Origin of the sequence: Streptomyces macrosporus, assembly GCF_039533145.1 — a bacterium.
GTDB classification, from domain to species: domain Bacteria; phylum Actinomycetota; class Actinomycetes; order Streptomycetales; family Streptomycetaceae; genus Streptomyces; species Streptomyces macrosporus.
Map to the genome: position 1 here is coordinate 72,152 of NZ_BAAASZ010000031.1, position 24,892 is coordinate 97,043.

The 24,892-nt window shown below is 73.9% G+C and carries 26 protein-coding genes and 1 riboswitch; of the genes, 5 read left to right on the plus strand and 21 right to left on the minus strand.

The genetic code is table 11. The features are described 5' to 3' along the window. Positions 1–22: 22 nt before the first annotated feature. Positions 23–1,303 (minus strand): class I SAM-dependent methyltransferase, encoded by a 1,281-nt coding sequence (locus ABD335_RS22265; RefSeq protein WP_344326376.1) that lies wholly within the window; start codon positions 1,301–1,303, stop codon positions 23–25. A gap of 266 nt (positions 1,304–1,569) precedes the next feature. After that, a complete protein-coding gene (locus tag ABD335_RS22270; RefSeq protein WP_344326378.1) occupies positions 1,570–2,952 on the minus strand; it encodes an NAD(P)/FAD-dependent oxidoreductase in 1,383 nt (460 codons plus the stop codon). A 514-nt stretch (positions 2,953–3,466) separates the two neighbouring features. Here ABD335_RS22270 and ABD335_RS22275 point away from each other — a divergent pair. Next, on the plus strand, positions 3,467–4,309 hold the full coding sequence (locus ABD335_RS22275) for a hypothetical protein (protein WP_344326380.1): 843 nt from the start codon (positions 3,467–3,469) through the stop codon (positions 4,307–4,309). Positions 4,310–4,372: 63 nt separating this feature from the next. Then, positions 4,373–4,576, plus strand: coding sequence for a hypothetical protein (locus ABD335_RS22280; protein ID WP_344326382.1), 204 nt, complete (start codon positions 4,373–4,375; stop codon positions 4,574–4,576). A 70-nt stretch (positions 4,577–4,646) separates the two neighbouring features. Here the strand turns inward: ABD335_RS22280 and ABD335_RS22285 are convergent, their stop codons facing one another. The 7 genes from ABD335_RS22285 to ABD335_RS22315 form a co-directional block, all read right to left on the minus strand. Further along, positions 4,647–5,603: a Ppx/GppA phosphatase family protein gene (locus ABD335_RS22285; protein WP_344326384.1), complete on the minus strand. Its 957-nt coding sequence runs from the start codon at positions 5,601–5,603 to the stop codon at positions 4,647–4,649. Then, complete coding sequence (locus tag ABD335_RS22290) at positions 5,600–6,157, minus strand: DUF501 domain-containing protein (RefSeq protein WP_344326386.1); 558 nt, start codon at positions 6,155–6,157, stop codon at positions 5,600–5,602. The genes ABD335_RS22285 and ABD335_RS22290 overlap by 4 nt, the downstream gene beginning before the upstream one ends. Positions 6,158–6,217: 60 nt before the next feature. Then, positions 6,218–6,730: an FtsB family cell division protein gene (locus tag ABD335_RS22295; RefSeq protein ID WP_344326388.1), complete on the minus strand. Its 513-nt coding sequence runs from the start codon at positions 6,728–6,730 to the stop codon at positions 6,218–6,220. Positions 6,731–6,895: 165 nt separating this feature from the next. Continuing rightward, positions 6,896–8,185: a phosphopyruvate hydratase gene (eno, locus tag ABD335_RS22300; RefSeq protein ID WP_344326390.1), complete on the minus strand. Its 1,290-nt coding sequence runs from the start codon at positions 8,183–8,185 to the stop codon at positions 6,896–6,898. Positions 8,186–8,439: 254 nt separating this feature from the next. Beyond that, positions 8,440–9,123 carry a LysM peptidoglycan-binding domain-containing protein gene (locus tag ABD335_RS22305; protein WP_344326392.1) on the minus strand — a complete coding sequence of 228 codons (684 nt, stop codon included), beginning with the start codon at positions 9,121–9,123 and terminating at the stop codon, positions 8,440–8,442. Between the two features lie 3 nt (positions 9,124–9,126). Then, a riboswitch (cyclic di-AMP (ydaO/yuaA leader) is annotated at positions 9,127–9,303 on the minus strand. A gap of 240 nt (positions 9,304–9,543) precedes the next feature. After that, a complete protein-coding gene (locus ABD335_RS22310) occupies positions 9,544–10,494 on the minus strand; it encodes a transglycosylase family protein (RefSeq protein ID WP_344326394.1) in 951 nt (316 codons plus the stop codon). Between the two features lie 197 nt (positions 10,495–10,691). Next, complete coding sequence (locus ABD335_RS22315) at positions 10,692–11,918, minus strand: cytochrome P450 family protein (RefSeq protein ID WP_344326862.1); 1,227 nt, start codon at positions 11,916–11,918, stop codon at positions 10,692–10,694. 241 nt (positions 11,919–12,159) lie between these two features. On the opposite strand from ABD335_RS22315, the gene ABD335_RS22320 reads away from it, so the two are divergent. Next, the gene (locus ABD335_RS22320) at positions 12,160–12,606 is read left to right on the plus strand and encodes a DUF4190 domain-containing protein (RefSeq protein WP_344326396.1); all 447 of its coding nucleotides are present in this window, start codon (positions 12,160–12,162) and stop codon (positions 12,604–12,606) included. A 76-nt stretch (positions 12,607–12,682) separates the two neighbouring features. On the opposite strand, the gene ABD335_RS22325 is transcribed toward ABD335_RS22320, so the two are convergent. The 4 genes from ABD335_RS22325 to ABD335_RS22340 are packed head-to-tail and all read right to left on the minus strand — an operon-like array spanning position 12,683 to position 17,088. Next, the gene (locus ABD335_RS22325) at positions 12,683–14,161 is read right to left on the minus strand and encodes an MFS transporter (protein WP_344326398.1); all 1,479 of its coding nucleotides are present in this window, start codon (positions 14,159–14,161) and stop codon (positions 12,683–12,685) included. A 34-nt stretch (positions 14,162–14,195) separates the two neighbouring features. Continuing rightward, positions 14,196–16,130, minus strand: coding sequence for a M48 family metallopeptidase (locus ABD335_RS22330; RefSeq protein ID WP_344326401.1), 1,935 nt, complete (start codon positions 16,128–16,130; stop codon positions 14,196–14,198). Beyond that, complete coding sequence (locus tag ABD335_RS22335; protein WP_344326403.1) at positions 16,127–16,888, minus strand: RNA polymerase sigma factor; 762 nt, start codon at positions 16,886–16,888, stop codon at positions 16,127–16,129. The genes ABD335_RS22330 and ABD335_RS22335 overlap by 4 nt, the downstream gene beginning before the upstream one ends. Next, positions 16,885–17,088: a hypothetical protein gene (locus ABD335_RS22340; RefSeq protein WP_344326405.1), complete on the minus strand. Its 204-nt coding sequence runs from the start codon at positions 17,086–17,088 to the stop codon at positions 16,885–16,887. The genes ABD335_RS22335 and ABD335_RS22340 overlap by 4 nt, the downstream gene beginning before the upstream one ends. Positions 17,089–17,315: 227 nt before the next feature. On the opposite strand from ABD335_RS22340, the gene ABD335_RS22345 reads away from it, so the two are divergent. Continuing rightward, positions 17,316–17,906, plus strand: a complete 591-nt coding sequence (locus ABD335_RS22345) for a VanZ family protein (RefSeq protein ID WP_344326407.1) — start codon at positions 17,316–17,318, stop codon at positions 17,904–17,906. 253 nt (positions 17,907–18,159) lie between these two features. Continuing rightward, entirely contained in the window at positions 18,160–18,582 is a 423-nt protein-coding gene (locus ABD335_RS22350; RefSeq protein ID WP_344326409.1) for a DUF4190 domain-containing protein, read from the plus strand. A 71-nt stretch (positions 18,583–18,653) separates the two neighbouring features. Here ABD335_RS22350 and ABD335_RS22355 read toward each other — a convergent pair whose 3' ends face one another. The 8 genes from ABD335_RS22355 to ABD335_RS22385 all read right to left on the minus strand — a co-directional run bounded on the left by ABD335_RS22355 (position 18,654) and on the right by ABD335_RS22385 (position 24,655). Beyond that, on the minus strand, positions 18,654–19,148 hold the full coding sequence (locus ABD335_RS22355) for a GNAT family N-acetyltransferase (protein ID WP_344326411.1): 495 nt from the start codon (positions 19,146–19,148) through the stop codon (positions 18,654–18,656). Positions 19,149–19,238: 90 nt separating this feature from the next. Next, complete coding sequence (locus ABD335_RS22360; RefSeq protein ID WP_344326413.1) at positions 19,239–20,396, minus strand: LLM class flavin-dependent oxidoreductase; 1,158 nt, start codon at positions 20,394–20,396, stop codon at positions 19,239–19,241. 57 nt (positions 20,397–20,453) lie between these two features. After that, positions 20,454–20,741, minus strand: coding sequence for a hypothetical protein (locus ABD335_RS22365; protein ID WP_425583716.1), 288 nt, complete (start codon positions 20,739–20,741; stop codon positions 20,454–20,456). An 11-nt stretch (positions 20,742–20,752) separates the two neighbouring features. Further along, entirely contained in the window at positions 20,753–21,307 is a 555-nt protein-coding gene (gene ssuE, locus ABD335_RS22370) for an NADPH-dependent FMN reductase (RefSeq protein ID WP_344326415.1), read from the minus strand. A gap of 77 nt (positions 21,308–21,384) precedes the next feature. Beyond that, entirely contained in the window at positions 21,385–22,719 is a 1,335-nt protein-coding gene (locus ABD335_RS22375) for an LLM class flavin-dependent oxidoreductase (RefSeq protein ID WP_344326417.1), read from the minus strand. 401 nt (positions 22,720–23,120) lie between these two features. Further along, positions 23,121–23,201 carry a putative leader peptide gene (locus tag ABD335_RS30895; protein WP_425583717.1) on the minus strand — a complete coding sequence of 27 codons (81 nt, stop codon included), beginning with the start codon at positions 23,199–23,201 and terminating at the stop codon, positions 23,121–23,123. A gap of 406 nt (positions 23,202–23,607) precedes the next feature. Continuing rightward, the gene (locus tag ABD335_RS22380) at positions 23,608–23,823 is read right to left on the minus strand and encodes a DUF397 domain-containing protein (RefSeq protein WP_344326419.1); all 216 of its coding nucleotides are present in this window, start codon (positions 23,821–23,823) and stop codon (positions 23,608–23,610) included. After that, a complete protein-coding gene (locus ABD335_RS22385; RefSeq protein WP_344326421.1) occupies positions 23,807–24,655 on the minus strand; it encodes a helix-turn-helix domain-containing protein in 849 nt (282 codons plus the stop codon). Before ABD335_RS22385 ends, ABD335_RS22380 begins: the two co-directional genes overlap by 17 nt. Positions 24,656–24,892: the final 237 nt, after the last annotated feature.

Here is a 24,892-nt window from a genome sequence, read left to right on the forward strand (position 1 = left end):
GCCCCGCGCCGCTTCCGGCCCCCTACCGCCAGTCGCGGGCGCGCAGCGGGAATCCGGAGATCCCGCTGTCGGGCGTGCGGACGGCCAGGACCTGGTTGACGCCGATGCGGTTGCGTTCGAAGGAGAGCGCGGAGGCCGCCATGTACAGCCGCCACACCCGTGCCCGGCCCGGTCCGGCCAGCCGGGCGGCGCGGGGGAGGTCGGACTCCAGGTTGGCCACCCACCGGCGCAGGGTCAGCGCGTAGTGCTCCCGGATCGACTCCAGGTCGCGGACCTCGAAGCCGGCCTCCTCCAGGATCGTGACCGTCCGGCCCACGGGGGCCAGTTCGCCGTCGGGGAAGACGTACGCGTCGATGAAGGGGTCCACCCGGTACGCCTCCTCGTCCGGCAGCGGCCGCCGGGCGATCTGGTGGTTGAGCAGCCGCCCGCCGGGCCGCAGCAGGCCGTGGAGGATGTCGGCGTACTGCCGGTAGCGCACCGCGCCGACGTGCTCGGCCATGCCGATCGAGGCGATGGCGTCGTACGGGCCGTCGTCGACCCGCCGGTAGTCCTGGACGCGGATGTCGATCCGGTCGGTGAGCCCGGCCTCGGCGACGCGCTTGCGGGCGAAGGTCGCCTGCTCCCGCGAGAGGGTGACGCCCACGGCCCGCACGCCGTACTCGCGGGCCGCGTGGAGCACCAGCGAGCCCCAGCCGCAGCCGACGTCCAACAGCCGCTGACCGGGTTTCAGGGCCAGCTTGCGGCAGACGAGGTCCAGCTTGGCGCGCTGGGCGTCCTCCAGCGTGGTCCCCTCCGCGTCGTCCCAGTAGGCGCACGAGTACACCATGGACGGCCCGAGCACCAGGGCGTAGAAGTCGTTGCCGACGTCGTAGTGGTGGCCGATGGCGCGCCGGTCGCGGCCGAGGGTGTGCCGCAGTCCGACACGTCCGCGGGCCTCCTCGCGGGGCGGGGGCGGCGGGGGCAGCGGTCCGGCGAGCGCGAGGAGTTCGCGACCGAACGCGAGTCTGTCCGCGAGGGAGGGGGTGGGGCTCCCGCCCCGTTCCCACACCAGTCCGGCCAGCCGGTCCAGGGCCGTGTACAGGTCGCCCTCGACGTCGATCTCCCCGGTCACCCAGGCGCGGACGAGCCCCAACTCGCCCGGCTTCCACAGCAGCCGCCGCAGCGCGCGCCGGTGCCGTACGACGAGGGTGGGCGTCCCCGGCGGCCCCGCCTCGCTGCCGTCCCACGCCCGCACCCGTACGGGCAGGGAGGTGCCCAGCACCTTCTCGGCAGAGTCCACAAGCCGTGCGGCGGCATGAGCCATGGCGTCCACCTTCCGTCGAGCCGACCGCTTCTCCCCTCAACACCAGTAGCTACCCCTGTGCGTCCCGTCACCCACTCCGCCACGCCATCGGGCCACCCGCGCGGCGCGTGGGACAGGTCCGTACGGCCCTCGGGCGGAACGGACGGGGGAACGGCGAAGGGGCGTCCGCCCTCCTTCGGTTCGGAGGGCGGACGCCCCTTCGGGAACGTCCGGAACGCCTGGGCGTTCGGTGGTGAGGCCCCGTCAGGGGACCGTCACGGGCGGCGTCAGGAAGCCTTGGCCTTGGGCCGGGACTCCTGGGCGGCGGCCGAGACCGGGGCGGCGGCCTCGTAGAACTCCCCGCGGGGGTTCTCCACCGCGCCGAGGGAGACGACCTCGCGCTTGAGGAACATGGCGAGCGTCCAGTCGGCGAAGACGCGGATCTTGCGGTTCCAGGTGGGCATCGCCAGGCCGTGGTAGCCGCGGTGCATGTACCAGGCCAGGCGGCCCTTCACCTTCAGCTTGAGCTTCTTGCCGAGCATGATCATCGCCACGCCCTTGTGGAGACCGAGCCCGGCCACCGCGCCCTTGTTGGCGTGGCGGTACTCGGTCTGGGGGAAGCCCCGCATGCCCGAGACCACGTTGTCGCCGAGCACCTTGGCCTGGCGCAGCGCGTGCTGGGCGTTCGGCGGGCACCAGGCGTTCTCGTTGCCGGCGGCGCGGCCGACGAGGTCCGGGACCTGGGCGTTGTCGCCCGCGGCCCAGATGTAGTCGGTGCCCTTGACCTGGAGCGTCGGCTCGGTGTCCACGTGGCCGCGGGGGCCCAGCGGCAGGCCGAAGCGGGCCAGTGCCGGGTTCGGCTTCACTCCGGCCGTCCACACGATGGTGTCGGAGTCCACCTCGAGGCCGTTCTTGAGCACCACGTGGCCGTCGACGCAGGACTCCATCGACGTGGACAGGTAGACCTCGACGCCGCGCTTCTGAAGGTGCTCCAGGCCCCACTTGCCGAGCTGCGGGCCGACCTCGGGGAGGATCTTGTCCGCGGCGTCGACGAGGATGAAGCGCATGTCCTCGCGACGGACGTTGGCGTAGTACTTGCTGGCGTCGCGCGCCATGTCCTCGACCTCGCCGATGGTCTCGGCGCCGGCGAAGCCACCGCCGACGAAGACGAAGGTCAGCGCCCGGCGGCGGACCTCCTCGTCGTTGGTGGAGTCGGCCTTGTCGAGCTGCGCCAGGACGTGGTTGCGCAGTCCGATGGCCTCCTCGACGGTCTTCATCCCGATGCCGTTCTCGGCCAGGCCGGGGATCGGGAAGGTGCGGGAGACCGCGCCGAGCGCGATGACCAGGTAGTCGAAGGGCACCTCGTAGGACTCGCCGACCAGCGGCGAGACCGTGGCGACCTTGCGGTCCTGGTCGATGCTCGTGACGCGTCCGGTGAGAACCTCCGCCTTGGGCAGCACACGCCGCAGCGGAACGACGACGTGGCGCGGGGAGATGGAGCCGGCGGCGGCTTCCGGCAGGAAGGGCTGGTACGTCATGTACGAGCGCGGGTCGACGACGGTCACGGTCGCCTCGCCGTACCGCATCTTCTTCAGGATGCGGCGCGCTGCGTACATACCGACGTACCCGCCACCCACTACGAGGATTCGCGGACGCTCCGTGGTGCTCATGCCATCGAGTATCCACCCCCGTTCGGGGGGTGGCTCGTGAGGGTCTTCACAAGCATCCGCGCCACCTCTGCTACACTCCCCCGCCCCGTGACCAGAGCCACACCCGGCGACGGGAACCACCACACCTCACAGAGCGTTCTCCACCCCCTGTGAACTGCGGGATCTCTCCGCGAAACCGTCCGCCCGGCTCTCGGCCACCCCGACGGTCCGCCGCCGCGCACCACCCGCGAAACGAGTGCTTCCGGGCCGGGGCGGCCCGGAAGCGCTCTTACTGACGAGTAACGTGGCCCATCGGCGCGGTTTTCCTTGTGAAGAACTTCACGAACTTTTTCGGCAGAGCTCCCGACGGCGCCCCCCACAGGGCCCTCACAGGGTCTCCGCAGGGGCCGCACGCACCCCGGAAGACCCCCCATCACCTCGCCGCCGCGACCTCACGACAGGACTCCCCCGGAGGTCCCGCTATAGGGTGAAAAGCGACAAAAAGAGCATTTCGTCTACACGTTCGAGGGGCAGCATGGACGGCACCGAGAGCCCTCGGGGGCGGGACGAGAACCAGGCACACGGCCACGAGGCACACGACGACGAGACGCACGACCGGGCGGGCGGCGGCGCGCCGGTCGACCGGACGGTCGCGACCCCCGACGTCCTCCTCGACGTACCGGAGCTCAAGGTCGACGAGATCTCCCTGGACGTCGACGACCTGCGGGCGCGGGTGTCCCTGCGCGCGGAGGTGCTCGACCTGCTCGGGCTCGGGGTGGGCGCGGACGTGTCGCTGGGCGGCGTCCACCTGGACATCAAGGGCGTGGACGCGCGGGCGGTCCTCAAGGTGCGGCTCGACAACGTCGCCGCGATCGTCGACCGGGTGCTGACCACGATCGACCGCAACCCGCGGATCGTGGAGGAGGCCGCGTCCGGCCTGCGGTCCACGGCGGAGAGCCTGGGAGGCGGCGTGGGGCGCGCCGCCGGCGAGCTCGGCTCCGGCGCCGGTGCGGCGGTCGAGGAGGTCGGCGAGCACGCCGGCGAAGCCGTCCGGGAAGCCGGGGAGGCCGTCGGAGACGCCGGCGAGGCGGCCGGCCGGACGGTCGGCGAAACAGCCGGGGAGACGGTCGGGGAGACGGCGGGAGAGACCGCCGGAACGGCTCGGGAGGCCACGGGCCACACGGTGCGCGAGGCGCCGGGCGGAGCCCCCGCGGAGCCCCGCCGTGACCGCGGGGAGCGCCGGGAGCGTGGCGAACGCGGGGAACGCACGGAACGCGGGGAACGCGCGGAACGGACCGAGCGGGGGGACACCGGCGCGGCGTCCTCCCACCGTCCGACGCGCGGACAGGGGCGCCGACGCGGAGGCCGCCCGCCCTGAACTCCTCCGGCGGACGCCTCCGGTGCCCGCGACGATCCCGCGGACGTCGAGTTCGCCTCCGCGGTGGAGGTCGACCGCCTCCGCTTCCGCGCGGCGCCGCGCACGGAGGTCCGCTTCGACGGCACCCCGGGCAGGCGCGCGACGACGACCGACGACCGGGTGAACCTCCCCGCTCCGGTGGCCACGGGAGTGGACTACCACGACGTGCGGATCGCCTACGCGCTCGCCAACCGCGTCCAGGGGCCCGCCTCGCGCGAGGAGTGGTGACCGCCGGAAGCCGTGGCCGCGGGGAGCGGTGACGGCCCCTCGGCTCCGTCCGGCCCCCCGCCCCGGCGCGTCACACGCCCTCGACCACGCTCCAGGCGATGCCGTCCAGGATGTCGTGCTCGCTCACCACGACCTCGCCGGCTCCCGTCCGCTCCATGATCGACAGCAGGATCCCGGCGCCCGCGCCGATCACGTCCACCCGGCCCGGGTGCATCACGGGGATGGCGGCGCGCTCCTCGTGGGTGGAGGTCAGCAGGCGCTCGGTGATCCGGGCGACCTGCTCCACGGTGATCCGGGAGTGGTGGATGGCCTCCGAGTCGTACTCCGGCAGTCCCAGCGCGATGCCGGCGACGGTGGTGACCGAGCCCGCCAGCCCCACCAGCGTCCGTGCCTCGGCCAGCGGAACGGTCTTCTCCACGAGGTCCAGGGCGGCGTCGATGTCGGCCCGCATCGCGGCGATCTGCTCGGGGGTGGGCGGGTCGGCGATCTTCCCGTCGCGCAGCAGGTGGCGCTCCGTCAGCCGTACGCAGCCGATGTCCACGCTGCGGGCGGCCCGTACGGCGTCGTCGCCGACCACGAACTCCGTGGAGCCGCCGCCGATGTCCACCACCAGATAGGGCCTGGGCAGGTGGTCGCGCCCGGCCAGCTCCCGGGTGGCGCCGGTGAAGGAGAACGCGGCCTCCTGGTCTCCGGTGATCACCTCGGGCTCGACGCCCAGGATGTCCACGACCCCGCGCACGAACACGTCCCGGTTCTCGGCGTCGCGCGAGGCGGAGGTGGCGACGAAGCGGGTGCGCTCGGGGGTGACGCCGTGCCCGCGGATCGCCTCGGCGTACTCGCGGCAGGCCGCGAAGGTGCGCTCCAGCGCCTCGGGCGCCAGCCGCCCGGTGCGGTCCACGCCCTGGCCGAGGCGGACGATGGTCATCCGGCGGTCGAGGTCGGTCGGCTCGCCGGTGGCCGGGTCGACGTCGGCGACGAGCAGCCTGATGGAATTCGTTCCGCAGTCGATGGCGGCGACCCGTGTCATTCGGCGTCCTCCCGTTCCCCGGTCCGTCCCTCGGTCCTCTCGTCCGGGCACACGCACGGGCCCTTCCGCCACCACTCCGGCAGCATGGCGATCGCCTCGTCGCCCAGCGGGTTCACGCCCGGCCCGGCGACCAGGGAGTGGGCCACCAGCACGTGGAGGCACTTCACGCGGTCGGGCATGCCGCCCGCGCTGGGGAAGCCCTCCAGCACCTCGATCGCGTCGCGGCGGGCGATGTAGTCCTCGTGCGCCCGGCGGTAGGCGGCGGCCAGCTCCGGGTCCGTCCGCAGCCGCTCGGTCATCTCCTTCATCACGCCCTCGGCCTCCAGCGTGCCGATCGCGGAGGCGGCGCGCGGGCAGGTGAGGTAGTACGTCGTCGGGAAGGGCGTGCCGTCCTCCAGCCGCGGCGCCGTCTCCACCACGTCGGGCAGGCCGCAGGGGCAGCGGTGCGCGATGGCGCGCAGGCCGCGCGGCGGGCGGCCGAGCTGCCGTCGGAAGGCTTCGACGTCCGCGTCGGTGGGCTCGGTGGGTTCGGTGAGGGGCGGGGGCGTGTCCATGGGTCTCTCGTGATCTCGAAGCCGGCGGGCGTCGGGGACGCCGCCGGCGGCGGGCAGGTGTCAGGGGCGCCGGTCCGCCTCGTCCACGCCGTCCCACAGGTGCCGGTACCAGGCCCGGTCGGCGGGCCCTTGGCCGGCGGGGCGCCGGGAGCGGGAGGCGCCGTCGGAGGTGCCGTCGGCGGTTCTGTCGACCGTGCCCTCCGGCAGGGTGTAGCCGACCTCGCCGGGGCGGACGTAGAGCAGGTGCTCGCGGATCATCCGCTCCACGTAGGCCGGGTCCTGCCACCGGGCCTTCCGGTCGCGCAGTTCCTCGACGCGGTCGCGCTTCTCCTCGACCAGGCGCCGCTGTTCGGCGATCTCCGCGCGCTGCGTGACGTACTGCCGCATCGGGTAGGCGAGGGCGACGACGAGCGAGCACAGGACCAGGACGAGCAGGGCGGCGCGTCCGGTGAGCCGGCTGCGGCGTGGTCTGCGCATCCGGCGGTTCTGCGCGCGGTAGACGCGCTCCGCCGCCTGTGTGCCCAGTGCCCTGAGCCTGGTCGCGGTGGAGAACCGGTCCCGGTCCGCGGCCACCTCGCCTCCCCTGTCGCCCTGTCGTCTCCGTACGCGCCGTCGTGGGCGTCGTCGTACGCGCTCGTGTGCCGTCGTGTCCCCGCCACCGTACGGGACGGCGGCGGGGACACGACGGGGGGCGCGGCGCCGGCCGCCGGTCCGCCGGTCCGCCGGGCGACCGTGCCCTTACTTCTCCGTGGGTCGGAAGCGCGGGAACGCCGAGCGGCCCGCGTACACGGCGGCGTCGTCGAGGATCTCCTCGATGCGCAGGAGCTGGTTGTACTTGGCGACGCGCTCGGAGCGGGCCGGGGCACCGGTCTTGATCTGGCCGCAGTTGGTGGCGACGGCCAGGTCGGCGATGGTGACGTCCTCGGTCTCGCCGGAGCGGTGGGACATCATGCACTTGAAGCCGTTGCGCTGGGCCAGCTCGACGGCGTCCAGGGTCTCGGTCAGGGAGCCGATCTGGTTGACCTTGACCAGCAGGGCGTTGCCGGCGCCCTCCTCGATGCCGCGGGCCAGGCGCTCGGGGTTGGTGACGAACAGGTCGTCGCCGACGAGCTGGACCTTGTCGCCGAGCTCGGCGGTGATGGCCTTCCAGCCGTCCCAGTCCTCCTCGTTCAGCGGGTCCTCGATGGAGACCAGCGGGTACGCGTCGACCAGCTCGGCGTAGTACGCGGTCATCTCGGCGGCGGTGCGCTCCTTGCCCTCGAAGACGTAACGGCCGTCCTTGTGGAACTCGGTGGCCGCGACGTCCAGGGCGAGGGCGATGTCCTGGCCGGGGGTGTAGCCGGCCTGCCGGATGGCCTCCATGATGAGGTCGAGCGCCTCGCGGTTGGAGCCCAGGTTCGGGGCGAAGCCGCCCTCGTCGCCCAGGCCGGTGGACAGGCCGCGCTCCTTCAGCACCTTCTTGAGGGTGTGGTAGACCTCGGCGCCCCAGCGCAGGGCCTCGGAGAAGGACTCCGCGCCGATGGGGGCGATCATGAACTCCTGGATGTCGACGTTGGAGTCCGCGTGCGCGCCGCCGTTGAGGATGTTCATCATCGGCACCGGCAGCAGGTGGGCGTTCGGGCCGCCGAGGTAGCGGAAGAGCGGCAGGTCGGACGCCTCGGAGGCGGCGTGCGCGACGGCCAGGGAGACGCCGAGGATGGCGTTGGCGCCGAGCGAGGACTTGTCCGGGGTGGCGTCCAGGTCGAACATCGCCTGGTCGATCAGGCGCTGCTCGGTGGCGTCGTACCCGACCAGCTCGGGGCCGATCTGCTCGATGACGGCGAGGACGGCCTTCTCGACGCCCTTGCCGCCGTAGCGGCCCTTGTCTCCGTCACGCAGTTCCAGGGCCTCGAAGGCGCCGGTCGAGGCGCCGGACGGGACGGCCGCACGGCCGGTGCTGCCGTCGTCGAGGCCGACCTCGACCTCGACCGTGGGGTTGCCTCGCGAGTCGAGGATCTCGCGGGCCACTACGACGTCGATGGACGGCACGAGGGTCTCCTTTGTGTATGTCGGGCATGTGTGTCGGGTCTCAGCACCTTGAGCCTATCCGCACTGTGCGCGCGACCCGGCCGACGGCCCGTGCCGTACGGCGTAACGGAGGATGAAAGCCCAGTTCAGAGGGGGGATGAGCATTTTGTTTCCAAATTGAATAAACCCGGTGCGGGGCCCCCTCCGCACGGAGGGGCGACACACCGCACCGGGTTGGCGCCGCCGGGTCGCGGACCGGGCGGGCACCGCGCGCGTCAGACGCGGAGCTGCTGGCCCGGGAAGATCAGGTTGGGATCGTCGCCCACCACGTCCCTGTTCGCCTCGTAGAGCCGCTGCCAGGTGGTGCCGTGCTCGGCGGCGATCGCGCGGAGGGTGTCGCCCGGACGCACGGTGTGGGTGCCGGCCTCGTCCTCGTCGTGGTCCTCGCCATGGTCCTCGTGGTCCTCGCCGTGGTCGGCGTCGCCGGCCGAGGACGCCGACCGGGACTGCGACTGCGACTGGAACTGGGACTGCCCGCCCCAGCCGTCCGAGCCGCCGTCCGGATCCACCTCCGCCGCCGGCCCGCCGGAGGTGAGGCCGCCCTCGTCGGCGCACCCCCAGGCGCCCGGCCCCTGCATGGCCAGCAGGCGCTCGGCGACGGCGATCTGCTGCTCCCTGGTGGCCAGGTCGGCGCGCGGGGCGTACTGGAGGCCGCCGGCGGCCACCCAGCTCGACTGCGCGAACTGGAGGCCGCCGTAGTAGCCGTTGCCGGTGTTGATCGACCAGTCGCCGCCGGACTCGCACCGGGCCACCCGCTCCCAGGTGTCCACGGACGCCGCCGACGCGTCCTGCGCGCCCGACAGCGGAACGGCGATGGCCGCCCCCGCGGCGCCGGTCAGGGCGGCCGCGCGGACGGCCTTGGCGGTGCGACTGTCGTGACCCTTGCCGGTGAACAGCATGGACGTCCTTCTCACCGACGCCTGCGAGGTGAGCTGTCGGGTTCGGGCAGTGAGCAGCCCGGCCGTGCGGGGACGGGCGTCCCCTCTCGGCTTCACCCCAAGCCGCCTCGGCCCGTGCGGACCTCGGCGGCGCCTACCTGGTTCCCCCGCTCCTGCCATCGGCGCTGGCGCGACGACTAGCCACCGGCCGCCGGCAGGATTCGGCGCTGCGGTCGGTGGCACTCGCGGTCGCGAGCGAGAAGACGGTAAGCACACCGGGGCATACACCTCAAAGCATGTCAGAAACCGACCATTCACCCTTCTTGACGCCGAGACGGATGAACCGCGCAGGTCAGCAGTGGGCGTTAGGCCGGACAGGAAGGACACGCCGCAATAGCCCAGGAGGGTCATTCCGCGGCCCCCCTTCCCGGCCGGGGTCGGTCAGCCGACGGCGAGTTCCTGCCCCGGGAGGATCAGGTTCGGGTCGTCGCCCACGACGTCCCTGTTGGCCTCGTACAGCTCCGTCCAGCCGCCCCGCACCTCGTGGTCCCGGGCGATCGCCGAGAGCGAGTCCCCGGGCCGCACGAGGTAGCCCCCGCCCACGGCGAGGGGACCCTCGCCGCCCGACCCGGCCACGGCCTCCGCGCGTTCGAGGGAGCGGTCCGTGCGGTCGTCCACGTCCTCGGACCGCTCGCCCCGCGCGGCCTCCCGACCGCCCGACCGTTCGGCGCCCTCCGACTCCAGCTCGCGCGGATCGCGCTCGCCGCGGTGCCTGCCGGTGCCCGCTCCCGGGTCGGCGACCTCCTCGCGCGCCTCGGCGTCGGACCGGGGGGCCTTCTCCGCCGAGCCGTCCGCCGACTCCTCCTCGGCCTGCTCCCGGCCGGCGTCGGCGCCCTTCGCGGTGCCCTTCGCGGCGTCCTCGCCCTCCCCGGTGTCCTCGGCGGACTTCTCGGTGCCGCCCTCGGGCGCCGTGGACTTCCCGGCCCCGCCCTTCTCCCCCGCCCGTCCGGTGGACGGAGAGGCCGACTCCTCCTCGGACGGCAGGATGTTGCCCGGGTCGATGGCGGGCGCCTCGCCGGTGGAGTCGTAGCGCAGCCCGGCGTTGACGCCGCAGGTGGGCCAGGCGTCCGGCCCCTCTTCGGCCAGGATCTTCTCGGCCACCGCGATCTGCTGGCTGCGGCTGGCCAGGTCCGGGCGCTCGGCGTAGACCGTGCCGCCGTACGCCTCCCAGGTCTCCTGGGTGAGCTGGAGGCCGCCGTAGTAGCCGTTGCCGGTGTCGGCGCTCCACAGCCCGCCGCTCTCGCACTGTGCGACCCGGTCCCAGGTGTCCAGGTCGGCCGCCTGGGCGCCCGTCGCGCCGAGGAGGGGCATGGCGATCCCCGCGCCGGTCATCCCGGCCGTGACGAAGATGGCGGGAGCCTGGCGGGGGCGGCGGTGTCTACCGTTCCCGGAAAGCATGTGTGGGGCCTCTCGTGCGTGGGGAGTGGAAAAGGTTCAGCGCTTGTTGACGGCTGAACGTAGCGCCCCGGTCCGATCATCACAAGCCAGTGTCGCGTAGATCACGTGTAGGTCACATAAGTGACCGAGCGTCACCCGCGTACCGGTTCGAACTCCACGGGCAGCTCGCGCAGGCCGCGCATGATGAGGCCGCCGCGCCGGCGCAATTCGGACGGTTCCACCGCGAGCCGCAGGTCGGGGAGGCGTCCGAACAGGGTCGCGAGGGCGATGTGCCCCTCCAGCCGGGCCAGCGGGGCGCCCAGGCAGTAGTGGATGCCGTGGCCGTAGCCGAGGTGCTGGTTGTCACTGCGTGTAAGGTCCAACGTGTCCGGATCGTCGAACCTCGCGGGGTCCCGGTCGGCGGCGGCCAGCACCACCAGCACCGGGTCGCCGGGTTCCACGCGCTGCCCGCCGATCGTCATCGGCTCGGTGGCGAACCGCCAGGTCGCCAGCTCCACCGGCCCGTCGTAGCGCAGCAGTTCCTCCACCGCGGTCCGCAGCAGCCCGGTGTCGTCCGCCGCCAGCGCGTCCTGGAACAGCCGCCGCTGGTCGGGGTGGCTCAGCAGCGCGTACGTGCCGTTGCCGATGAGGTTGACGGTGGTCTCGAATCCGGCGAAGAGGAGGATGAAGGCCATCGCCGCGGCCTCGTTCTCCGTCAGCTGCTCACCGTGGTCGCTGGCCCGGATCAGCCCGGAGATCAGGTCGTCGCCCGACTCGCCGCGCTTGCGGTGGATCAGCTCGGCCAGGTAGGCGCGCATCCGCTTCACCGCCCGGCCCACCCCGCCGCGCGGACCGCCGCCGTGACGGATCATCATGCCCGCCCAGTCGCGGAAGTCGTCCTGGTCCTCGGCCGGGACGCCGAGCATGTCGCAGATCGCGTAGATGGGCAGCGGGAAGGCGAACTCGTGGATGAGGTCCGCGTGCCCGCGCGCGGCGAACCCGTCGATCAGCCGGTCGGCCAGCTCCCGCACGCGCGGCTCGAAGGCCGCCACCCGGCGCGGGGTGAACGCCTTGGACACCAGCCGCCGCAGCCGGGTGTGGTCGGGCGGGTCGATGTTGAGCAGGTGCGTCATCAGGTTCGCGCTGCGCTCCCCCGGGATGCCCACCTTCCCCTTGCCGTGCGCGGCCTCGCTGTGGTGGACGGGGTTCTTGCTCAGCCGCGGGTCGGCCAGCGCCTCGCGCGCGTCGGCGTACCGCGTCACCAGCCACGCCTCCACCCCGCTGGGCAGCACGGTCTTGTACACCGGCGCGTGCTCGCGCAGCCAGGCGTACGCCGGGTACGGGTCGGTGGCGAACTCGTGGGTGAACAGGGCGGGCATCGGCGGCGTCCCGCCGGCGGCTCTCTCGTCGTGCACGCCTTCGACGCTAACGCGGTCGGCGGCGGGGAGCCGTGGGAGGGGGAACGAGACCCGCCTCCCTCCGTGGCGGACGCGCTTCCGCGACCGCCGGCCGCCGGCCCGGCGAGATCGCGGACGAGCGGTCGAATGCCCCGCCTCCCGGTGGGTACGGCGGGAGGGACGGACACGGAGAAACCCTCCGAAACCCGGAAAGGGGGTCACGGTGCCTTCGCACTCCTACCCTCCTCCGCAGGACTGGGACCCCTACGCGCGGGGCGGGGGGTACCAGGAGCCCGAGCCGCCGCCTCCGCCCGCTCCCGCCGAGCGGCCGCGGGACGGGATGGGGGTCGCCGCCTTCGTGCTCGGGCTGATCGCGCTGGTGATGTTCTGGACCGTCCTCCTGGGCGTGGTGCCGGGAGTGCTGGCGCTCGTGTTCGGCGTCGTCGGCCACCGGCGTGCGAAGCGGGGCGAGGCGACCAACGGCTGGATGGCCCTCACCGGGGCGATCACGGGGTTCATCGGGCTGGTGCTCTCCGCGGCCCTGATCTCCGCGGCCCTGGCCTTCCTCGGCTCCGACGCGGTCGACGACCTCCGGAACTGCCTGCGCGACGCCGACACCCCCGTCGAGCAGGAGCAGTGCGTGCGGGACTTCCGCGACCGGTACTGGTGAGCGGCACATGACGGCAGGTGACCGGCACCCGACCGGCATCCGACCGGCACCCGACCGGCACGGCCGCCCGCGCGCGTCAGGGCAGGTGCTCCCGCGCCGCGCGGCGCTCCTCTCCCGGCAGCGTGAGCAGGATCAGCAGCAGGGAGCACGCCAGGATCGCCGACCCGGTGCGGAACGCCAGGGCGTAGCCCGCGGCGAGGGCGGACGGGGTGTCGTCGGCGATGCGGGAGGCGGCGACGGTGGACAGGGCCGCCAGGCCCAGGGAGCCGCCCATGGTGCGGGAGGTGTTCACCAGCGCCGAGACCACGCCCGCGTCCCGGTAGGGGGCGCCGGTGGTGGCCAGGGAGGCGAGCGGGGTCGCCAACAGGCCGGTGCCGAGCATCACCGTGACCCCGGGCCCCAGGACCGTGGCCGCGTAGCTCCCGTCGGCCGCCATGACGAGGCCGTACCAGAGGAAGCCGCAGGAGGACAGCGCCACGCCCGTCAGCGCGGTGTTCCGGGCGCCCGCCCGGTGCATCAGCCGGGGGGCGAGCTTGGAGCCGGCGACGACGGCCAGGGAGTGCGGCAGGAAGCCCAGGCCCGCCTGGAGGGGCGTGAACAGCAGCACGTTCTGCATGTACAGGGACATGAAGTACCAGGAGGACACCAGCGCGGCGCCGCAGACGAACATCGCGACGTTGGCGCCCGACACCGTCGGGAGCCGGAACAGCCGCAACGGCATCAGCGGCGCCCTGGTGCGGGCCTCGACCACGACGAACACGCCCAGCAGCGCGAGCCCGCCCAGCAGGGGCAGGAGCGTGGCCGGCTCCAGCCAGCCGACGGCCTCCGTCTGCACGATCCCGTACGCCACCGCGCCGAGCCCGCCGGTGACGAGCGCCGCGCCGGGCACGTCCAGGCTCCCCCGGCCCTCCTCCGTGCGGTCGCCCCGCAGCCGGAGCGCCACCGCGGCGAGGACGAGCACGCCGATGGGCACGTTGACCAGCAGCACCCAGCGCCAGGACAGCGCGTCGGTGAGCACGCCGCCGACGAAGCCGCCCGCCGCGCCGCCCCCGGCGCCCACCGCCGTCCAGGTGCCGATGGCCCGGGCGCGGGCCGGCCCCTCGGGGACGGAGGTGGTGAGCAGGGTCAGGGTGGAGGGGGCGAGGACGGCGGCGCCCACGCCCTGAACGGCCCGCGCGGCCAGCAGCTGCCAGGGCTCCTGGGCGAGACCGCCCGCCAGGCTCGCGGCGGTGAACAGGCCGAGCCCGGTCAGGAAGACGCGTTCGCGTCCGAAGAGGTCTCCGGCCCGCCCGCCGAGCAGCATGAACCCGGCGAAGGTCAGGGTGTAGGTGTTGACCACCCACTGGAGTCCGGCCTCGTCCATCCGCAGGTCGGCGCGGATGGAGGGCAGCGCGACGTTGACGACGGAGACGTCGAGGACGACGAGGAACTGGCCCGCGCACGCGGCGAGGACCACCACCCACAGCGGCCCGGACCGGCTCGCGGCCCCTCCTCCGTCCTCCTTCCGCTCCGTTCCCGTCTCGTGGGTGTCGGCATCCGCCCGGCGTTCGACCATGCCGCCATGCTAGGGAGCCCCCTCCCGGCCCGCCTCACCTTTGCGGGGGAGGTTCGACGTCGGGCGGGGCGAAGAGGTCGTCGAGGGGCACGCACACGTTCCCGACGGCCGACTCCCCCGGCCCGCACGTCGCGCTCGGCAGGACCGGGACGGGCGGGGCGGACGGGACGGCGGTGGGGAGCCGGAGGTCCGGGAACCCCGTCGGGCCCGGTGGGGCGGTGGTGTACCCGGTGACGGGGATGCCCGGACGGAACCGCTCCGGTTCGTCGCCGCCGCCGAGCACGCTCCATCCGAACACCACCACGATCACCCCCATGGCGACCAGCGGCCAGCCGGCGCGCCGCCGGGCGGGCCCCGGCGGGCGGGTCGGGCGGGGCCCGCCCGACCGGGACAGCGGGCCCGTGCGGTCCAGCGGGATCGCGGTGTTGACGCCGCACAGGACGAGCTGGGCGCGGAGCCGGGAGGCGACGTCGGGGTCGGTCACCGCCGCCCGCGCCAGCTCCATCGCCTCCCGGGCCTCCGCGTCGTACACGATCAGCGCGGCGGGCCCCGTCCAGCGCACGGTCCACCCCGCCCGGCCCGCGACGACCAGCCCCTGGCCGACCAGGGTGACGAGCGCCTGCACCGGCGTCCCGGGGCCGTCGCCCCACCGGTCCGCGCCCCACTCCGTGCCGTACAGCGCCCCGGCCAGCTCCGCGCCGCGCTCCGCGGCGAGCAGGTCCAGCAGGGCGTCCAGCGTGGGGTCCGGCGGGCCGCCGAGGAGGGCGAGCGGGCCGCGCAGGTCCTCGACGGCCCGGACGACCTGCGCCTCGGCGGCGTCGTCCAGCCACTCCTCCCACGGCTGCCCGGCCCTGCGGTCGGCGACGGCGAGGGGGACGAGCCCGCGCAGCAGGGAGTGCCACACCTGTGCCGGGAGCGAGGCGTCCTCGCCCAGCAGGGTCCATCCCGGGCGCGGGTCCGGGACCGTCGCGGCCCGCGGACAGCGGTCGAGGGCGGCGAGGCGGCGGCCGAGCGGCGGGTGGGAGTCCAGGCGCGAGCGGGGCGGCTCCGGCCGGCGCCGCCACTCCTCCAGCGCCTCGGCGTAGTCGGGGTCGGTCAGCATGAGCGCGAAGGGCCGCAGGGGGTCGTCGGGCGTCCGGCCGTGTTCGGCCATGGGGTCCAGGAAGCGGGCGCGGAAGTCCTCCCAGGCCGCGCCGACGGCGTGGACGGCGGTGAGGGCGGACGCCGTCGCCTCGCGTCCCGCGACGGCCGCCGCGGCGGCGTCCGCCTGGAACTCCTGGCGGCGCCGCACGCCGAACGTGACGGCGTCGTAGAGCCACGCGTACGCCCCCAGCAGCCGGAACTGCAGTCTGGTGTACGCGGCCACCATCGGGTTGCCCACCGCCGCCTCGGCGATGTCCGCCCGCGCCCGGCGCAGGGCGTACGAGCCCCGGTGGGCGGTCGCCGCGAACCGGGTGTGCCGCCGCGCGTAGTGGCCCAGTTCGTGACAGAGCACGGCCCGCAGTTCGTCCGCGCGCAGCCCCGCCAGCAGCGGGACGCCGATCTCCAACCGGCGCGTGCGGCCCGGGAGGCCGCGGCGGCGTTCCTCGCTGACGGACGCGTTGGCCTCCAGGGTCAGCCGGATCTCGGTGGGTTCGGGCGCGCCGACCGCACGGGCCAGCTCGGCGACCGTCCGCCACAGCTCCGGCGCCCGCTTCCGGTCGACCGCCACCGTGTCCCGGCCGGGGGCGGGCGTCCGCACGCCCGCGAACATGCCGCGCAGCACCGCCGCGACGGCCGGGGCGCCGAAGGCGACGGGGTACAGCGGCGTCGGCGAGGTCAGTCGCGTGCCGTCGACCAGCACCACCCACCCCACCAGGGCCGTGTAGGCGCAGTAGAGCAGGACGAGCGCCGACGACAGCACGTGGAAGCCCGCCACCAGCACGAAGGCGAGCACGGTCCGCAGGGCCGCTCCCGTCGCCGCCCTCATCTCCGCGCGTCCCCGCCGTCCGGCACGTCCTCGGGCGCCGCGGCGGTGACGGCGGTGACGGCGGCCCGGACGCGGGCCATGGTCTCCGCGTCCGCCGCCACCGCGCCCCGCAGCCACGCCTCCGCCGCCCGCAGCGCCCGGGCGGTCCGGTCCCCGTCCTGCCGCTCCGGCGGCAGCGGGGCGCCGAGCCCGCGGCTCCGCGCCGCGCCGGGGGACACCAGCTCCTCCGCCCTCCCGGACGGCCGGTCCGCCTCCCGTCCCCGCATGTCCAGCACCTTCTCCAGCGTCCGTCGGGCCTTGAAGAGACTGGCCGCCACGCCTCCCCGGCTGAGTCCGAGTTCCTGGGCCACGGCGTCCTGCGACATGCCGTGGAGGCAGTGCAGCACCAGGACCGTGCGCTGTCTGCGGGGCAGCAGCGCCAGCGCGTCCAGGACGGCCCGTGCGTGGGCGGTCTGCTCCACCCCGGCCACCACCGGGTGCGGCAGGTCGTCCAGCGCTCCGGTGCGGGTCCGCGCGCCGCGCCGGCCGGCCGCCCACAGGCGCTGCCGCACCACCCGGTACACCCACGCGTCCGGCGCCTCGTAGCCCGCGATCCGGTCCCAGCGCCGGAACGCCTCCGCGTACGCCTCCTGCACCGCGTCCTCGGCGTCCTGCCGGTGGCCGCACAGCAGCAGGGCGCGCGCCAGCATCCCGGGGAACGACCGGGCGAAGAACACCTCGAACTCCTCGGTCGCCACGGCCCCCACGGTGTCGCTCATCCCCGCTCCCCCTTCCGGTACGGCCGCACCGTCACCCTGGCCCGGTCCGCCCCCCGGTACTCCACGACCACGTCGTCGCGGGAGCGCAGCGCGCGCGAGAAGACGCGCTCCCGCTCCCGGAGGGAGAGCCAGTGCAACAGGACCCTTACCCCCGCCGCGATGCCCCCGACCCCGACCGCCACCACGATCTGCTCCACCATCGTCCGACCCTCCGCTCCACTGTCGTCGTCACCGGTAACAGCGCGGGAGGCGCCGGGTGTTTACCGCCGCGGAAGGTGCCGCGGCGGCGCCGGTGGTCCGGGCGGGGTGCCGGGCGGAGACCGACATCCGACGTGCCGCACCGCATACGGGCCCTTACCGGGGGTACCCGGCATCACGTCCCGGACCCACGCCACACCGTCGACGACCACGACCCGGGGGTGGACCCATGAAGCGCACTCTCCCGCCGAGGAGCACGGACACCGGCACGGGAACGCCGGCGCGCGGGGAGCCCGAGCCGCCGCCCCGCTCTCCCCTGGTGCGGGCGCTGGCGATGGTGGTGGCCCTGGCCGCGACGGTCCTGTTCGCCGTGGTCCTCGCCAGGTTGACCCTGACCCCCTCGTACGCCTCGGAGGCCCTGACCCACAGCAACCTGCGCCCCGGGGACTCCATCCGCGCCTACCTGGACCAGCCCGCGTTCCGCGACACCGTCAAACAGCTCGGCGGGAACATCCTGTTGGGCGTCCCCTTCGGGGTGCTGCTGCCGGTCGCCTGGCCCCGCGCCCGCGGACTGCTGCGGGTGGTCGCGCTGACCGCGCTGGTGATGGCCATGGTGGAGCTGGTGCAGGGCTTCCTCGTCCCGGGCCGGGCGTTCGACATCGACGACGTCATCCTCAACACCTCCGGCGCGCTCCTGGGCTACCTGCTGCTCGGCCGCCGTCTGGGCCGGGCCGTCCACCCGCCCCGCCGCCGCTGGTGGCAGCGCCGCCGGCGGGCCGGACGGGACCGCGCCGCGACGGCCGGCACCGAGGGAACCTGACGGGCCGTCACCGGATTCGGACGCCGACTCCGGGACCGCTCGCGGACCCGTTTCGGACGCCCGGGGCCGGGAAGCCGTTCCATCCGACAACTCCCTTTCACCACAAGGGAGTCGGAACATCCGAAAGACCCGAACGATCCGGAAGAGAGCTGGTTCCGCACCGATGCCCCGTCCGGACGGAGACAGCAGACCGTAGGGCGGGAACGGCACGTCCGCTTCCCTCCCCTCCACCCCAGACCGAAAGGACACCGCAGTGTCGTCGCACTCCTCGCCCCGACAGGGATGGGACCCCGGCACCCAGGGGACCACCGCCACCGCCGCACGGCCGCCCCGCAACGGCCTGGGGATCGCCGCCCTCGTCCTCGGACTGATCGCCCTGGTGTCGTTCTGGACCGTGTTCGGCGGCGTGGTGCTGGGCCTGGTGGCGCTCGTGCTCGGCATCGTCGGCCACCGCCGCGTGAAGCGGGGCGAGGCGACCAACGGCGCGATGGCGCTCATCGGGGCGATCGCGGGCGGTCTCGCCCTGGCCGCCTCGGTCGCCGTCATCGCCGCGGGCGTGTCCTTCCTCAACTCCGAGGAGTTCGGAAACCTGGAGGACTGCCTGCGGAACGCGGACAGCGCCGCCGAGGAGCGGCAGTGCGAGCAGGACTTCCGCAACGACGTCGAGCGGGGCTGAGCCGGCTCCCCGACTCCGGCGCACACGTCCGGGCCCGGTCGCACCGCGCGGTGCGACCGGGCCCGACCGCGTCACGGGCGCAGTTCCAGGACGAGTTCGTCGTGCAGCTCGATGCCGTGGTCGCCGATCAGGGGGATGGACGGCTTGAGGGCCCGGGCCTCGTCCACCGCGCCGGGCGAGACGCCGACGATCCGCATGCCCCGACGCTGGTAGAAGCGGAGCGCGTCGAGGTTGTCGTTGGTCGTGATCAGCCACACCCGCCGCGCGCCGGCCTTACGCGCGACGTCGACGGCGGCGGCGAGCAGGGCGCTGCCCACGCCGGTGTGCCGCACCACCGCGTCCAACGTGACGATCTCCAGGGCACGATCCGCGCCCTCGCCCGTGACGGTGTAGGTGAGCAGGCCCGCCGGCTCGCCGTCCCGCTCGGCCAGGAGGGCCGGGAGGGCGGAGGCGTCGTGGACCGTGCCGTGGCCCACCACCGTCGTGCCGCCCCAGGAGGCGGCGAGGAGGCCGGCGACCGTGGCGCGGTCGGCGGCCGTGACGGGCCGGACGAGCAGTTCTCCCATGGGGCACCCGGTGTTCCGTGAGGCGGCGACGCGTCGGTGACGGCCGGTGACTCTACCGGCCGGCGCTCCGGAGCCGGCCGGGGCGGGCCGTCACGGCCTCCCGGCGGACGCGAAGGGCACCCGGGCGACGGGCTCCGGGTCGGCGGTCCGGACGGGGTGGCTCCACAGGCCCCGCCGGCGGAGCAGCGGCAGCACCCCCTCCCCGAACCAGTACGCCTCCTCCAGGTGCGGATATCCGGACAGGACGAACTCGTCGATGCCGAGCCGGTGGTACTCCACGATCCGCTCGGCCACCTCGGCGTGACTGCCCACCAGGGCCGTCCCGGCGCCGCCGCGGACCAGACCGATGCCGGCCCACAGGTTGGGGGAGACCTCCAGGCCGTCGCGGTCGCCGCCGTGCAGGGCGAGCATCCGCCGCTGCCCCTCGGACTCGCTGCGGGCCAGGCCGTTCTGCACGGCGCGCACGGTCTCGGGGTCGAAGCCGTCCAGCAGCCGTCGGGCCTCGGCCCACGCCTGTTCGGAGGTGTCGCGGGTGATGACGTGCAGACGGATGCCGAAGCGGACGGTGCGGCCCTCCTTCTCCGCGAGGGCGCGGACCCACTCGATCTTCTCGGCGACCTGGGCGGGCGGCTCGCCCCAGGTGAGGTAGACGTCCGTGTGGCGGGCGGCGATCTCCCCGGCGATCGGCGAGGAACCGCCGAAGTAGATCTCCGGCGCCCGCTCCGGCAACCGGGCCAGCCGCGCGCCCTCGACCCTCAGGTGCTCGCCCTCCAGGTCCACGGTCCCGCCGTCCCACAGCTCCCTGACGATCCGCAGGAACTCGCCGGTGCGGACGTAGCGGGCGTCCTTGTCGAGGAAGTCGCCGTAGGCGCGCTGCTCGTGGCTCTCGCCGCCGGTGACGATGTTGAGCAGCAGCCGTCCGCCGGTGAGCCTCTGGTAGGTGGAGGCCATCTGCGCGGCGAGGGTGGGCGAGACGGAGCCGGGGCGGAAGGCGACCAGGAACTTCAGCCGCTCGGTGTGCCGGCTGAGCATGGCCGTGGTGAGCCAGGCGTCCTCGCACCACGCCCCGGTCGGCGTCAGGGCCCCGACGAAGCCCAGGTCCTCGGCGGCGCGGGCGATCTGGGCGAGGTAGCCGACGGTCGGCGGACGGTCGCCGCCGGCGGCGGTGACCGGGGTGCCGTGGCCGCCGCCGACGACGTGGCGGCTGTCGCCGTTGGTGGGCAGGAACCAGTGGAAGGTGAGGCTCACGGTGTGGACTCCGTATCTGGTGGCGTGCGGTCGGCTCCGGGCGGGGCCGCGGCGGGGTCAGAGCAGGCCGTGACGGGGCGGCCTGGTGCCGTTGAGGACGTGGCGGCCGGTGTGCTGGACCTTCCAGCGGACCGGGTCGTGGAGGGTGTGGGTGCGGGCGTCCCGCCAGTGGCGGTCGAGGTCGAGGGCGGCCAGTGCCGAGCGGGTGCCCGACACCCCGAAGAGGGCGCCGCCCGGCTCGACCGCCGCCTGCGCCGCCGTCACCGTCGCCGCCGCCACGGCGATCGACGCCTCGGCGGCCGGGTCGGCGGCGACGGCGAGGGCCTCGACGTCGTCGGCGATCACGTGCGCGGCGCTCATCCGGCGGCCGCCAACAGGGCGGTGCGGTCCAGGGTGGCGGAGAACCGGTCGACGACCTGCTCCAGGGCCTCCGCGGCGTGGAGGGCGACGGTCAGGGCGCCGTCCTCGCCGACCGTGATGTCCTTGTCGAGGGTGAACCAGCCCTGGACGACGTGCGCGGCGCCCATGGAGGTGAGCACCGGGCGCAGGGCGTAGTCGATGGCCAGGACGTGGGCGGTGGTGCCGCCGGTGGCCAACGGCAGCACGGTCTTGCCGGCCAGGGCGTACTGCGGGAGCAGGTCCAGCAGGGACTTCAACAGCCCGGAGTAGGCGGCCTTGTAGACGGGGGTGCCGACGACGACGCCCTCGGCGCGCGCGAACAGCTCCCCGACCTCGACGATCGCCGGGTGCTCGACGTCGGCGCCGAGCAGCGCCGCGGCGGGGACGGTGCGGACGTCCAGCGGGATCACGTCGTGGCCCTGGGCGGTGAGCCGGGCGTCCAGCCGGCGCAGCAGCCGGGCGGTGCGGGAGGTGGCGGACGGGCTTCCGGAGACGGACAGCACGGTGGCCATGGCGGGGAGGACCTTTCTGACGTTCCGGAGGCTTCCGGCCTTCCGGAGGGGAGGAGACGCGCGGGGGCGGAGGGCGGTCAGGAGTACCAGGTGGGCCGGGGCAGTTCGCCGATGAGGACGTGGCGGCCGACCTCGCGGCGCTCGTAGGCGACCGGGACGTGGAGGATGTGGGTGCGCACGTTGCGCCAGAAGCGGTCCAGGCCCTCGGCGGCCACCGCGTCGGCCAGCGCCTCGACGGCCCACAGCCTGGCGGTGAGGTCGCCGTAGACGTCGACGACGTAGGGCTCGTCCACGGCCTTCTCGTGGCCGCCGTGCAGCCAGGGGCGGGTCCTGGTGCGGGTGTAGGCGGCGGCGGTCTCCAGGGCACTCGCGGCGATGCCCAGGTGGAAGTCGACGAAGACGAGCTGGATGGTGCCCTCCAGGACGCCTTCGAGGACGGTGACGTCGGAGACCTTCGAGCCGGTGGAGAAGGTCTTGCGGCCGGTGAGGACGAGGGTGCCGCCCTCGTCGCGCACCACCACGTCGTTGTCGCGGGGGTTGACGGCGCCGCCGAAGAACCAGCGGTTCCGGGCGGCCTCGGCCTCCACGTGCTCCCACTGCTCGCGGGTGCCGACCAGGCGGGCGGCCCAGTTCCACAGGTGGTGGTGGCCGAGCAGCCGGCCGATGGAACCGTCGGCCTTGGACACCTCGCGGACGACGCGGTAGGCGGTGATCCGGTTCTGTCCGCCGCCGCCGTGCTCGACGGGGCCGAGCAGGGTGACCGGCCCGGCGTCCTTCAACAGGTCGACCTCGGTGTACGGGGTGGCGCCGGCCTTGGCGCGGGCGGCGGTGGAGTTGCCGCCCTGGAAGATCTCCGGGTGCGGGCGTCCGGGGACGTCCACGGGCTTGGGCTTGAGGGTGAAGTCGCGGACCCGGTAGAAGTCCCCGGCCAGCTCCGCGTGGTCCTCGGTCCAGATCACGCGCAGGGCCCGGATGAACTCCTCGGCGCGGCGGTAGCGTTCGTCGTGCTCCAGCCAGGGCTCGCCGAGCGCGGTGAACTCGCCCTTGAACCAGCCGCTGACCACGTTGACCGCGAACCTCCCCCCGGACAGGTGGTCGGCGGTGGCCCCCAGCTTGGCGAGCACCCCCGGGTGCCACAGTCCGGGGTGGACGGCCGCGATGACCTTCAGGCGTCGGGTGGCCAGCAGCAGGGCGAGGCTGAAGCTCGTCGACTCGTGCTGGTACTCGGCACCGTAGCCGGCCATGTAGCGCACCTGGCCGAGCGCGTACTCGAAGCCGTTGTTCTCGGCGAGCACGGCCGGGTCGCGGTTGTAGTCGTAGCCCCAGTCGGTGCGCTGCTCGATGGTGCCGGTGACCAGGCCACCGCTGACGTTCGGCACCCGGGAGGCGAAGCGGACGGGTTCGGCGGGCACGGACACGGAGACTCCCGGCGTGAGGACGGAACGAATTCGACTGGGGGACTGCGGAGAGGGCAGGGGAGAGCAGGGAACGGAGTGCGGAAAGAACGGCGGGAAAGGGCGGGGGGAAGGAAGGGAAAAAGGCACGGGAAATTCGGCACCCGGCGTTCGCGCACGATCGGAAACGATCGCGCGACGGCCGGGCGGCCGATCGACCGGAATTCGGTCAGGGAATGTCAGGCGGGGAAAAGGACGGAGCCGCCGGGGGTCGGGGAATCACGACGCGGAACACGTGCGTCCGATATTCGGGGACGGACGCGACAGGGGTTCCCCGCACGGTCGACACCGCGGCAGAGCCGTGGAAACAAGGGGGAGAAGGGAGCGGAGAAGACGGAGGAGACTTCCTCGGAGTCCGCTCAGGCGCACTGGCGACAGAAGGCGCTGGAGACACGCGCGAAGTCGACGTGGCGCCGCCGCGTGAGGTCCTGTCGCTTCATGTCACCGATCCAACCAGGAGAAGGCCCAGTCGGTCAAGAAGGCCGGGACGCGATCTCACATCCCGGACCTGAGCGCCGATCGCCGCATAGCCGCTCGGCCGTTTCCCGGAATAGCCGGAATGGACGAGGAGAGGTGAGTCGGCATTTCTGAGGCCGTGACAGGGCTCCCCTTTCACCCACCGCGCGGGGGCGTCCCTCCGCCCCTCGGCCCCGGCGCGCGGGACGGCGCACGGACCGGCGCACGGACCGCCGTCGGGGAGCGGACCGGCTTTCCCCGGGCCGCCCGCGACCTGCACCGGCTGTTCGTGCGGCGGGCCCGCGCGTTCCGCACCGAACGGGAACGGGCCCTGTCGCCCGAGCCCTCCTGACCCCGCGTCGGACGCGCGGCCGACGCGCGGCCGAGGCGTCAGGCGGCCTCGGACGTCCCGCCCCGGACGGCCGCGACGAACGAGGACCAGGCGGACGCCCCGAAGACCAGCACCGGGCCGTCCGCCACCTTGCCGTCGCGGACGGGGACGACGCCGGGCACCCCGTCGGCCACCTCCACGCAGTTGCCGCCCTCGCCGCCGCTGTACGAGGACTTCCGCCATGTCGCGACGTCCGGTTCAAGCCGTCTGCTCATTCGCGTGCTCCTCCGCCACCGACTCGATCAGGGCCAGGGACGCCTCGGGGGACAGCGCGGCAGCCCTCACCAGATCGTAGGCCAGTTCGCACTGGGCGACCGTGGCCGGATCGTCCAACAGGTTGCCCGTGCCGGGGCCCTCGACGTACGCCACGGGCGGGGCGTCCGTGAAGGCCATGAACTTGGTCATGCCCTGGAGCGCGGGGGCGCCCGCCGAGAACGGGAGGACCTGGGCCACGACATGGCGGTCGGTCGCCAACTCCAGGATGTGGCGGAGCTGTTCGGCCATGGTCTCCGCGCCGCCGACGCGCCGCCGGATCGCGGCCTCGTCCAGCACCGCCCAGACGAAGGGCTTCTTCGCCCCGTGGAGGATCCTCGCCCGCTCCAGGCGCATCCGGACGTTCTCGGCGATCTCCCCCTCGGGCGCCAGCGGCTGGTTGGCCAGGAAGACCGCCCGCGCGTACGCCTCCGTCTGGAGCAGACCGGGGACGAACAGCGGGTCGTACTCGTAGACGCTCGTCGCCGACGTCTCCAGCTCGGCGACGGCGGCGAAGTACCGCGCGTACGGCGACCTGTTGACCAGCTCCCGGCAGACGCGCTCGAAGAACCCGTCCGTCCGCAGCTCCACGTCGATCCGCTGGGCCACGTCGAGTTGCGGCTTGCGGACGGCCGTCTCGAACTGGCCGATGTACGTGCCCGAGACGAAGACCCGCTCCCCCAGTTCCTGCTGGGTGAGGCCCGCCGCCTCGCGGTGGCGCCTCAGCTCCGCGCCGAAGAACTCCCAGCCCAGCTTCGGCTGGTTCATGCCCCCGGTGCCGTTCTCCTTGCCCACGGACACCCTCCCCTTCCCGGTGTGGCCGGTGCGGCCGGTGCGTCTGGTGCGACGACCACACTAGGGGCGGAGAGTGACGGGAAGGGCACGCACCGTAATAGTCGTACCGGACGTGGACGCTCGGGGCGGCACGGCCGTCAGGGCCGGTCCGTGGCCGGGCGGCTCGCCCGGCGCCCGGGAAGGCGGCCGTGTCCGGCGCGAAGGCGGACTCGTGCTCGTCCGCGAGCAGGACGGCGT

Excerpts from the sequence above, each read along its gene's own strand:
- ssuE (WP_344326415.1), bottom strand. The coding sequence starts at position 21,307 with ATGGCCACCGTGCTGTCCGTCTCCGGAAGCCCGTCCGCCACCTCCCGC.
- ABD335_RS22290 (WP_344326386.1), bottom strand. The coding sequence starts at position 6,157 with ATGGACACGCCCCCGCCCCTCACCGAACCCACCGAGCCCACCGACGCG.
- ABD335_RS22285 (WP_344326384.1), bottom strand. The coding sequence starts at position 5,603 with ATGACACGGGTCGCCGCCATCGACTGCGGAACGAATTCCATCAGGCTG.
- ABD335_RS22310 (WP_344326394.1), bottom strand. The coding sequence starts at position 10,494 with ATGACCGGCGCGGGGATCGCCATGCCCCTCCTCGGCGCGACGGGCGCC.
- ABD335_RS22325 (WP_344326398.1), bottom strand. The coding sequence starts at position 14,161 with ATGGTCGAACGCCGGGCGGATGCCGACACCCACGAGACGGGAACGGAG.
- ABD335_RS22305 (WP_344326392.1), bottom strand. The coding sequence starts at position 9,123 with ATGCTGTTCACCGGCAAGGGTCACGACAGTCGCACCGCCAAGGCCGTC.
- ABD335_RS22315 (WP_344326862.1), bottom strand. The coding sequence starts at position 11,918 with ATGCCCGCCCTGTTCACCCACGAGTTCGCCACCGACCCGTACCCGGCG.
- ABD335_RS22345 (WP_344326407.1), top strand. The coding sequence starts at position 17,316 with ATGAAGCGCACTCTCCCGCCGAGGAGCACGGACACCGGCACGGGAACG.
- ABD335_RS22380 (WP_344326419.1), bottom strand. The coding sequence starts at position 23,823 with ATGAGCAGACGGCTTGAACCGGACGTCGCGACATGGCGGAAGTCCTCG.
- ABD335_RS22340 (WP_344326405.1), bottom strand. The coding sequence starts at position 17,088 with ATGGTGGAGCAGATCGTGGTGGCGGTCGGGGTCGGGGGCATCGCGGCG.
- ABD335_RS22265 (WP_344326376.1), bottom strand. The coding sequence starts at position 1,303 with ATGGCTCATGCCGCCGCACGGCTTGTGGACTCTGCCGAGAAGGTGCTG.
- ABD335_RS22335 (WP_344326403.1), bottom strand. The coding sequence starts at position 16,888 with ATGAGCGACACCGTGGGGGCCGTGGCGACCGAGGAGTTCGAGGTGTTC.
- ABD335_RS22330 (WP_344326401.1), bottom strand. The coding sequence starts at position 16,130 with ATGAGGGCGGCGACGGGAGCGGCCCTGCGGACCGTGCTCGCCTTCGTG.
- ABD335_RS22270 (WP_344326378.1), bottom strand. The coding sequence starts at position 2,952 with ATGAGCACCACGGAGCGTCCGCGAATCCTCGTAGTGGGTGGCGGGTAC.
- ABD335_RS30895 (WP_425583717.1), bottom strand. The coding sequence starts at position 23,201 with ATGAAGCGACAGGACCTCACGCGGCGGCGCCACGTCGACTTCGCGCGT.
- ABD335_RS22355 (WP_344326411.1), bottom strand. The coding sequence starts at position 19,148 with ATGGGAGAACTGCTCGTCCGGCCCGTCACGGCCGCCGACCGCGCCACG.
- ABD335_RS22275 (WP_344326380.1), top strand. The coding sequence starts at position 3,467 with ATGGACGGCACCGAGAGCCCTCGGGGGCGGGACGAGAACCAGGCACAC.